This window comes from Bacillus sp. SIMBA_074 (assembly GCF_046534555.1).
GTDB lineage: Bacteria > Bacillota > Bacilli > Bacillales > Bacillaceae_G > Bacillus_A > Bacillus_A mycoides.
Genome location: NZ_JAWRYM010000008.1, coordinates 174216 through 184116, shown reverse-complemented (window position 1 = coordinate 184116; position 9901 = coordinate 174216). Strand labels below are relative to the sequence as shown.

Annotated in this window: 7 protein-coding genes and 1 pseudogene; 4 read left to right on the top strand and 4 right to left on the bottom strand. The window is 36.0% G+C overall.

Annotation, left to right across the window (positions count from 1 at the left end):
- Window positions 1–675: 675 nt before the first annotated feature.
- The gene (locus tag SB773_RS12210) at window positions 676–3720 is read left to right on the top strand and encodes an efflux RND transporter permease subunit (protein ID WP_044444520.1); all 3045 of its coding nucleotides are present in this window, start codon (window positions 676–678) and stop codon (window positions 3718–3720) included.
- Window positions 3721–3768: 48 nt separating this feature from the next.
- On the opposite strand, the pseudogene SB773_RS12205 reads toward SB773_RS12210, so the two are convergent.
- The 4 genes and pseudogenes from SB773_RS12205 to SB773_RS12190 form a co-directional block, all read right to left on the bottom strand.
- Window positions 3769–4172: pseudogene (locus SB773_RS12205) on the bottom strand (P-loop nucleotide/nucleoside kinase family protein); the annotation flags it as partial.
- Window positions 4173–4221: 49 nt separating this feature from the next.
- Complete coding sequence (pstA, locus tag SB773_RS12200; protein ID WP_002010630.1) at window positions 4222–5142, bottom strand: phosphate ABC transporter permease PstA; 921 nt, start codon at window positions 5140–5142, stop codon at window positions 4222–4224.
- A gap of 2 nt (window positions 5143–5144) precedes the next feature.
- A complete protein-coding gene (gene pstC / locus SB773_RS12195; RefSeq protein WP_002090872.1) occupies window positions 5145–6035 on the bottom strand; it encodes a phosphate ABC transporter permease subunit PstC in 891 nt (296 codons plus the stop codon).
- A 71-nt stretch (window positions 6036–6106) separates the two neighbouring features.
- On the bottom strand, window positions 6107–7006 hold the full coding sequence (locus tag SB773_RS12190) for a phosphate ABC transporter substrate-binding protein PstS family protein (RefSeq protein ID WP_000245113.1): 900 nt from the start codon (window positions 7004–7006) through the stop codon (window positions 6107–6109).
- Between the two features lie 500 nt (window positions 7007–7506).
- Here SB773_RS12190 and SB773_RS12185 point away from each other — a divergent pair, with 500 nt between their 5' ends.
- Genes SB773_RS12185 through SB773_RS12175 form a run of 3 tightly spaced genes read left to right on the top strand, consistent with a single transcriptional unit; the run spans window position 7507 to window position 9861 of the window.
- Complete coding sequence (locus SB773_RS12185; RefSeq protein ID WP_002090873.1) at window positions 7507–7764, top strand: FeoA family protein; 258 nt, start codon at window positions 7507–7509, stop codon at window positions 7762–7764.
- Complete coding sequence (locus SB773_RS12180) at window positions 7761–8483, top strand: FeoB small GTPase domain-containing protein (protein ID WP_410590119.1); 723 nt, start codon at window positions 7761–7763, stop codon at window positions 8481–8483. The genes SB773_RS12185 and SB773_RS12180 overlap by 4 nt, the downstream gene beginning before the upstream one ends.
- Window positions 8461–9861, top strand: a complete 1401-nt coding sequence (locus SB773_RS12175) for a nucleoside recognition domain-containing protein (protein ID WP_410590117.1) — start codon at window positions 8461–8463, stop codon at window positions 9859–9861. The genes SB773_RS12180 and SB773_RS12175 overlap by 23 nt, the downstream gene beginning before the upstream one ends.
- Window positions 9862–9901 lie beyond the last annotated feature (40 nt).

Here is a 9901-nt window from a genome sequence, read left to right as displayed (position 1 = left end):
ATAAAGTTAGTTTGTCTAGCATCTAAAAATAAAAATTGACGTTCACGTTGTTTGTTTCGTTCAGTTTTCAAAGAACTTGTCTGCCACTTCAAAAGCGACTTCATCATATTAACATCTTCATTTTTCGATGTCAACTATGTTTTGAATTTCTTTTTTGTCGTTTTCTGCGTTTCCGCATCAGCGACGTTTATTAATATACCATCATGGTTTTTAAATAACAAGTATTTTTTATAAAAAAATACAAAAAGTTATCTATCCTACTTTCTTCTATAGAAAGAACCCTTATCCTTTCTACTAAAAACATTCATTTTGATTGTATACAAGTTACTATACACTATCATCAACCAGGCAGTATTTCACAATAACTTCCTAACCTTTAGTCTTCTCCTTTTTTAATTTTATAATTAATATAGTTCTGCTTAAGAAGGACAAATAATCATTTAAATGTAGAGTAACAAAAAACTTGGCCACTATACTAGAGCAAAACTTTAATTCCTGATTTTTCTCTCCAATCAGGAATTTTGCTTCCACAAATAACAAACTTCCCCTCGAAATATTAAATTAAGATTATTGTTAGAATTTTTTTACATTTAATTAATGAAAGATATCCAATTTTTGTTATATAGTAAGAAAGTGCCCACAAAACTATAAATAAACTAATGGAGGAATTATTTTATGGATAGGTTAACAAAATTTTCATTAAAAAACCGAGCCGCTATTATTATTATGGTTTTTCTCATTTCCATACTCGGTGTTTATTCCGGCTCTAAATTACCTATGGAATTTTTACCAAGCATCGATAACCCTGCAATAACTGTTACGACATTATCTCAAGGGCTCGATGCTGAAACGATGACCAAGGACGTAACTGACCCCCTTGAAAAACAATTTCGTAATTTAGAACATATCGATGGCATCACTTCTTCCACACATGAGGGATTATCACGCATCGACATTGCATATACATCCAAGGCAAATATGAAAGACGCGGCACGCGAAGTCGAAAAAACAATTAATACGATTAAATTACCTAAAGATGTAACTAAACCTGTTGTTAGCCAATTAAACACTTCTATGATTCCACTCGCTCAAATTACCATCCAGAAGCAAAACGGATTTTCAAAAGCTGACGAAAAACAAATTGAGAAAGAAATCGTACCACAACTCGAAAGCATTGATGGTGTTGCCAATGTTATGTTTTTCGGAAAATCAACTTCCGAATTATCCATCGTACTTGATCCTAACCAACTAAAAGATAAAAACGTAACATCACAGCAAGTATTAACAGTTTTACAAGGAAAAGAAACTTCCACTCCAGCCGGAGCAATTACCGTTAATAAGGCCGAATACAATCTTCGTGTCATCGGGGATATAAAAAATGTAAATGACATAAAAAATATCACCGTTACACCTCAAGTAAAATTACAAGATGTTGCTCAAATTGAATTAAAACAACATTACGATACAATCTCGCACATAAACGGGGAAGAAGGAACAGGATTAATCATCATGAAAGAGCCGAGTAAAAATGCGGTTGCAATCGGAAAAGAGATTGATAAAAAGATTAAAGATATAAGCAAGCAATATAAAGATCAATTCTCTATTAAACTTTTAGCTTCAACTCATGAGCAAGTTGAAAATGCTGTTACTAGTATGGGAAAAGAAGTAATCCTTGGGGCAATTGCTGCAACTCTCATTATCTTAATCTTTTTACGCAGCTTCCGAACAACACTCATCGCTGTCGTTAGTATTCCATTATCTATTTTATTAACACTATTTTTACTCCATCAATCTAACATCACACTTAACATTCTAACTCTTGGTGGCTTAGCCGTTGCAGTCGGACGTCTCGTCGATGATAGTATCGTTGTCATCGAGAATATTTTCCGTCGTTTACAAAAAGGATCTTTCTCTAAAGATATTATTCTCGATGCAACAAAAGAGGTCGCCGTCGCAATTACCTCTTCTACTTTAACGACAGTCGCCGTTTTTTTACCTATCGGTCTCGTATCGGGAGTAATCGGAAAACTAATGTTACCTATGGTGTTAGCAGTTGTGTATTCTATACTTTCTTCCTTAATTGTGGCATTAACGGTCGTTCCACTTATGGCTTTTTTACTGCTCAAAAAAACAAAACGTCGCAATTCACATTCTTCACCGCGATATGTCACTACATTAAAGTGGGCTCTTTCTCATAAGTTTATCATTCTACTCACTTCTTTTTTATTATTTGCAGGATCAATTGCAGCCTACATACTACTTCCGAAAGCTAACATAAAGTCTGAGGACGATACAATGCTTTCCGTTAACATGACATTTCCAGGTGATTATGATTCTGAAGCTAAAAAACAAAAAGCCTTTGATTTCGAAAAGAAACTCCTCTCTAATTCTGATGTAACAGATGTTATTTTGCGAATGGGATCTAGCGCAGAAGATGCACAATGGGGACAGACAACTCAAAACAATCTTGCAACTATATTTGTAGTCTTTAAAAAAGGATCTAATATCGACCAATATATTAAAGAATTAAAAAAGGATCATAATACTTTTGAACCAGCTGAACTTGATTATATAAAAACGAGTTACTCTGACTCTGGAGGCGGAAACAACTTACAATTTAACGTAACCGCTACTAACGAAACAAATTTAAAAAAGGCCGCTAACATCGTCGAAACAAAACTAAAAAGCATGGATTCTCTTTCTAAAGTAAAAACAAATATAGAAGACTCTAAAAAAGAATGGCAAATTCATATCGATCAAACAAAAGCGGAACAACACGGTTTAACACCAGAATTAGCAGCTCAACAAGTATCATTCCTTATGAAGAAATCTCCTATTGGGGAAATCTCAATCAATAATGAAAAAACAACCATCATGATAGAACATAAAAAGGCATCCGTTAACAAACAAGAAGATATTTTAAACACAAACATACTATCACCTATTAACGGACCAATTCCTTTAAAAGACATTGCAACTATTTCAGAAAAACAACTTCAAACGGAAATCTTCCATAAAGATGGGAAAGAAACGATTCAAATTACCGCAGAAGCTTCAAGTGAAGATTTAAGCAAAGTAAGCGCAGAAGTAAACAAGGCGATAGCCGACTTAGATTTACCTAACGGAGCAAAAGTAAATGTCGCAGGCGCTACTGAATCTATGCAAGAGAACTTCACAGATTTATTCAAAATTATGGGAATCGCAATCGGGATTGTATATTTAATTATGGTTATCACATTCGGGCAAGCACGTGCTCCTTTCGCGATTTTATTCTCTTTACCATTAGCTGCTGTCGGCGGTATTTTAGGATTAATCATTTCAAGAACACCTGTTGACGTAAATTCATTAATCGGCGCATTAATGTTAATCGGGATTGTCGTTACAAATGCTATTGTATTAATAGAAAGAGTGCAACAAAATCGGGAAAACGGTATGGAAACCAGAGAAGCCTTACTAGAAGCAGGATCTACTAGATTACGCCCAATTATTATGACAGCTATAACAACAATCGTCGCTATGCTACCACTCCTCTTCGGACAATCTCAAGCAGGAAGTATGGTATCGAAAAGTCTGGCCGTCGTTGTAATCGGTGGTTTGGCAGTCTCAACCGTTCTTACATTAGTAGTCGTTCCCGTTATGTATGAACTATTAGATAAAATCGGGAGAAAAAGACGCTCCCGCAGAAAAATAAGCACTTCTACAGAAACACCTGATATTTAAACTAAAAGGCGTTATTTTCAATTATGAAGATAACGCCTTTTTATCCCTCTACCTATCCATAATATAATCCATCACTTTTTTACCATACTTCTCTAGCGGCTCTCCAGAATCTACAATAAGATATTCACCATGTAAAGGCCTTTTACTGCCAGCCAGACATTTTTGAAATGCTACTTTTGTAATTTGACTTATCTTACGTTCACGCGTTTGTAACCTACGATTAATTTCTTCTATATCATTAAGATAACATTCAATATATTTATGTGTAGTCCCATACTTCCGACATAAACCTATTCCTTTTCAAGCATCCCCCCATAGAGACATGGGCTATCTAATATAACACTATGTTCTTGTTCCAACAAAAAACCTATCAGTTTCCACTCAATATCATAAGAGACTCCCCCAACAACTGTCGATTCGCTCCCTCTTACCGTTAATGATTTTAATAAATGTCCGTAAAAAAACTCCCTGTTTATAAACAGAGAGTTCTTTTACGGACATTTATGCCGCTTTTACCTTCTTCGTCGTTTTACGACTTTTTTTCGCTCCTGTAAAACGCTTGTGTAATACAGATGCTACGAAACGAGAAATGATATTAAAGAGTAATACCATAATAATTAATACAGCTGCAGATTTTGTTGCAATTAACTTCGCATCCGGGATAATCCCTTCAGAGTTTAATTTCCAAATGTGAACAGCTAACGTTTCAGCTGGTCTAAATGGATTTAAAGGATGCGAGGGGCTCGAGAAGTCCGCTGCTGAATTTAAAATAGGTGATGTTAAACCCGCTGTATAAATTAACGCCGCAGCTTCACCGAATATACGGCCTGCCGCTAAAATAATACCTGTAATGATTTGTGGTAACGAAGACGGGATAATGATGCGGGCAATTGTTTGCCATTTCGTTGCACCCAGTCCAAGACTCGCCTCTTTTACATTATGAGGAACTTCAGAAATCGCATTTTCACAAACACGTGTTAAACCAGGCAAATTCAAAATAGTTAAAGCAAGAGCTCCACCCATTACTGTATATCCCCAGCCTGTCATGGTAACAAATACTAATAAGCCAAATAGTCCAACAACAATAGAAGGTAAAGACGCCATTGTTTCAATACATAAACGAACAAAACTTAAAAAACGACCTTGTTTTGCATACTCCGCTAAATATATTCCAGCCCCTAGTCCAAGAGGAATAGATATAATAAGTGTTATAACAAGCATGTAGAAAGAATTGAATAACTGTGGACCAATTCCCCCACCAGCTCTTGTATTGCTTGGTTCTCCGAATAAGAAACTAGGATCCCAAAATCCCCATCCCTTTTGCAGAATTTCGTACATTAAAAAAGCCAGCAAAGCTACAACTAAAGCTGCAACCCCATAAAAGATACCTGTCCAAACTTTATTTACCGTTCTTGCATTCATTATTATCGCTCACCTCTTTGACCAATCGCTCGAATTACTAAAATAAACAGGAATGAAATAACAAGTAAAATCATCGCTAACGTCCATAGCGCGTTGTTCCAAGCTGTTCCGTTCAATGTATTCGTCATATCCATTGTCAGAATACCTGTTAACGTTGCTGTTGGACTATATATTCCTTCCGGTAATTTAATCGTGTTCCCGATTACCATTTGAACCGCTAACGCTTCACCAAAAGCACGCGCTAACCCTAAAACTATACCTGTTAAAATCCCTTGTTTTGCAGCAGGAACAATAACTCGGCTAATCGCTTGCCATTTCGTCGATCCTAGACCGTAAGAAGCTTCCAAGTAATCAAACGGAACAGAGCGTATTGCATCAGAGGCAATACTAGCAATAGTAGGTAAAATCATAATACTCAGGACAATAATACCCGCAATTAAACTAAATCCCACTCCACCGAACGAATCCCGTAATAGAGGAACCAAGATCGTAACCCCTAATAATCCGTATACAACTGATGGAATACCAACTAATAATTCTAAAACAGGCTTTAATACTTTATTCCCAAACTTCGGCGAAATTAAATTCATGAATATAGCAAGAGCTATAGCAATTGGTGCACTAATGACAACAGCACCTAACGACACAAGCGTCGAACCGACAATAAAGATGACAGCACCATACGTACCTTGATCAGCATTTGGATTCCATTTTGTCGAAGTTAACACCTCAGAAAACGAGATACCACTTTGCGTGAAAGATTGAATTCCTTTGCCGCAAATAAACGCAATAATAGCTAATGTAATAAAAACAATAAAGATACCGCAAAACGTAACAAGTGATCTACCTATATATTCACTCTTTACGTAATTAATTTGTTTTTTCCCCTTCATCACAGGACAGACCCCACTTCATAGATTGCATTGAACAGGACTGGCCTTGCAGCCAGCCCCATAAAATTTTATTACTTATTTAATTTAGACATTGGGATGTAACCCATATCTTCTACTTGTTTTTCGAAATCTTTACCTTTTACATAGTCAATGTAAGCTTTTGTCGCTTCTTTTGCCTCACCTTTAGTTACCATGTACTCGTAAGACCAGAATGGATATTTACCAGCAGAAATATTTTCAACTTTCGGTTCAGATCCATCAATTTTAACCGTTTGTAACGCACCTTTTTTCTCACCAACCATGTAAGACATTGCTAAGTAACTAACTGAACCTGGAGTAGAGTTAATCGCTTGCTCTACAGCACCATTAGAATCTTGTGTTGTACCAGTTCCATCATTAATCTTCGCGTCTTTCATCACTGTCTTTTCAAAAGTAGCACGTGTACCAGATGAAGCCGGTCGGTTAATTACATTGATTTTTTCATCTTTTCCGCCTACTTCTTTCCAGTTCGTTACTTTTCCAGTGAAGATATCTTGCACTTGTTTTACTGTTAAGTTATCAACTTTTACATCTTTATTTACGACAAGTGCGAATGCGATACCCGCAACTTTGTTATCTACTAATTCTTTTGCTTTTTCAGCATCTTTTATTTTATCTCCAGCTGGAACATCTGAGTTACCAATTTGTACCGCACCAGATGCTACTTGGTTAATCCCAGTTCCACTACCGCCACCTTGAACTTGAATAGAAACTTTTGAATTTTTCTCCATGAATTTCTTTCCAGCTTCCTCCGCAAGAGGTTGAAGAGCTGTAGAGCCAGCCGCTGCAATCGTACCTGATAATTCTTGTTTTGCATCGCTACCTTTAGCAGCTTCCTTATTATCCGTACTTTCTGCTTTTCCACATCCAACTAATGCACCTGCAACAACTAAAGCCGCTAAAGAAAATTTAATACCCTTTTTCATAACCATGTCTTGTACCCCCATTTGGATTATCACTTTTCGAATTCATCTTCTTTCGAACACAAATTCATTGTAGGACAACAATATTATGTGAGTGTTAAGCAATTTTTAAGTTTAAGTAAATAGAGATAACATCCCCTAAAAGCTAGACATTCCAACATTTACAGTTGAAAAAGCCAACAAAACCCACACTAAACACGCAGTATTGTAAATTTAATCTTAACAATGTAAATTCAATGTAAATGATTTTCTGTATTTTTCCCTTTAGGTTAAAACTACATTTACAATTCCCCTATATTTTTAAGCTTTTACACTCTTACTTTAAGAAGAATTCCAGTAATATTTTTCGGTACAGCTAAATAAATTGGAACAATTCTAAAAATATTTGAATATTTTTAAAGTACTAATTGACAGCATCATTAAATGTAGTCTACTATATTAGTATCAAAAAGTTTACCTAAGGAAACTTTTTAAACTAAAACTAAAAATATAGAGATGAGGTAACTTTTATGGTATCGGCTAATACTAAACCCCTTTCCGAATTCAGAACAGGGGAATTTGTACAAATTGAGAAGATACAATTAGAAGGAACTATGAAACGACGTTTATTAGATTTAGGCTTTTTTCCTGGAGCGACAATTAAAGTATTACAACGCAGCCCACTTGGAGACCCAGTCGCTTATCAAGTAAGCAACACAACTATTGCACTGCGTAGTGAAGAAAGCTCCCTTATTTTCGGGGTATTAATAGGAGATGATTTCAGATGAGTAACCATCGCATTGCGTTAGCTGGTAACCCGAATACCGGGAAAAGTACATTATTTAATACTTTAACAGGCTTAAAACAACATACTGGAAACTGGACGGGGAAAACCGTTTTAAAGGCTGAAGGGGAATATAAGCATGGCGGAAATATATATACAATAATAGATTTACCTGGAACTTACTCACTATATTCAAATTCGGCAGATGAAGAAGTAGCACGAGATTATATTATATTTGAAAAACCAGAAGTAACTGTAGTTGTTATAGATGCAACTGCAATGGAAAGAAATTTAAATTTAGCACTCCAAGTGATGGAAATGACAAACGATGTAGTCATTTGTATTAACTTAATTGATGAAGCGGAGAAAAAAGGAATCATTATTGACGAAAAGAAATTAGCAAAATCACTCGGTGTACCTGTAGTAATGATTTCTGCTCGCAACCGAGTAGGCATTGGTCATTTGCTAAATGTCATCGCTAAAGTAGCAAATAAAAAACTAATTCCAACACCAAGTAAAATTACTTATAACGATAAAATCGAAAATATGATTCAAGAATTAGAACCACAAATTTATAAAGTTTTCGGTGATACGTATCCAGCACGTTGGATTGCGTTACGTATTTTAGATGGAGATAAAAATTTCTTAACTGCACTTCAAAAACATCATAACGAACCACTTGTAAGGGAGGTCGTAATAAATGGAATCTCACTCAGCCAGTAAAGCACTTCCGCTGGACTACATTGTTCAGCATGCACAAACACTTTCAAAAGAGGACATACGCGATGATATTGTCGGAGATATTTATCGAACCTCCGCGAGTATATGTAAAGAAGCTGTCCAATATACGAATACTGATAAATTATATCGTTCAGAAAGATTAGATAAGATTTTCACTTCTCCTATTTGGGGATTTCCAATTATGCTCGGTATTTTATCTATTATTTTTTATCTTACAATCGCTGGTGCTAACGTGCCATCCGAGATGATTGCTGAGTTTTTTGGCTGGGTCGAAGGACATTTAACATCTTGGTTCCAAGTAATGCATGCACCTGAATGGTTACATGGCATTTTAATACTCGGTTTATTCCGTGGTATCGGTGCTGTTATTAGCGTTATGTTACCACCTATGGCAATCTTTTTCCCTATGTTCGCACTATTAGAAAACTACGGATACTTACCACGTGTCGCGTTTAATATGGACCGCTTATTCAAGCGATCTGGCGCGCATGGTAAACAATCTTTAACAATGGCAATGGGGTTTGGATGTAACGCTGCCGCTATTATGTCAACACGTATTATCGAATCACCACGTGAGCGTATGCTTGCTATTTTAACAAACAACTTCGTCCCATGTAATGGACGCTGGCCTATGTTAATTTTAATGGCTTCACTATTTATGGCTGCTGGTTATACAGGTAGTATGCAAACACTTGTTACTGCTGGCGTTGTAGTTGGAATGGTTGTAATTGGTGTCATTATGACATTAACCGTTTCTTGGGTACTATCAAAAACAGCTTTAAAAGGTGTTCCGACTCACTACACACTTGAGTTACCACCGTACCGTAAGCCAAAAGTTTGGAATACAATTGTACGCGCAACACTCGATAAATCAATATATGTTTTAAAACGAGCTGTAGTTGTAGCTGCCCCTGCGGCTGCATTAACTTGGTTACTTGCTAATATTTTCATCGGTGACACAAGCTTACTTATGTATTTTGTAAACTTCCTAGATCCATTTGCTAAAATGTTAGGACTTGACGGCTTTATTCTAGCTGCATTCATTCTTGGACTACCAGCGAATGAAATTGTTATCCCGATTTTATTAATGTCTTATTTATCAACTGGGGCTTTAACTGAAATAGATGATTTTAACCAAATTAAAAATCTATTCTTAGAAAATGGTTGGACTTGGTTAACAGCGTTAAATACAATGTTGTTCTCACTCCTTCATTTCCCGTGCGGAACAACACTGGTTAACATATATAAAGAAACAAAAAGTGCAAAATGGACATTCTTATCGTTCGCAATCCCTACTGTTATCGCAATTGTTGTTACATTCCTCTCTACACAATTGGTACATTGGTTAGGACTTGTATAAAAAACAAAGCATACATAGAAGGTATCCCCCTTCAACATAT

Bases quoted from the DNA above. Each gene is read 5' to 3' on its own strand.
- SB773_RS12210 (WP_044444520.1), top strand. From the start codon at position 676: ATGGATAGGTTAACAAAATTTTCATTAAAAAACCGAGCCGCTATTATT.
- pstA (WP_002010630.1), bottom strand. From the start codon at position 5,142: ATGAATGCAAGAACGGTAAATAAAGTTTGGACAGGTATCTTTTATGGG.
- pstC (WP_002090872.1), bottom strand. From the start codon at position 6,035: ATGAAGGGGAAAAAACAAATTAATTACGTAAAGAGTGAATATATAGGT.
- SB773_RS12190 (WP_000245113.1), bottom strand. From the start codon at position 7,006: ATGGTTATGAAAAAGGGTATTAAATTTTCTTTAGCGGCTTTAGTTGTT.
- SB773_RS12185 (WP_002090873.1), top strand. From the start codon at position 7,507: ATGGTATCGGCTAATACTAAACCCCTTTCCGAATTCAGAACAGGGGAA.
- SB773_RS12180 (WP_410590119.1), top strand. From the start codon at position 7,761: ATGAGTAACCATCGCATTGCGTTAGCTGGTAACCCGAATACCGGGAAA.
- SB773_RS12175 (WP_410590117.1), top strand. From the start codon at position 8,461: ATGGAATCTCACTCAGCCAGTAAAGCACTTCCGCTGGACTACATTGTT.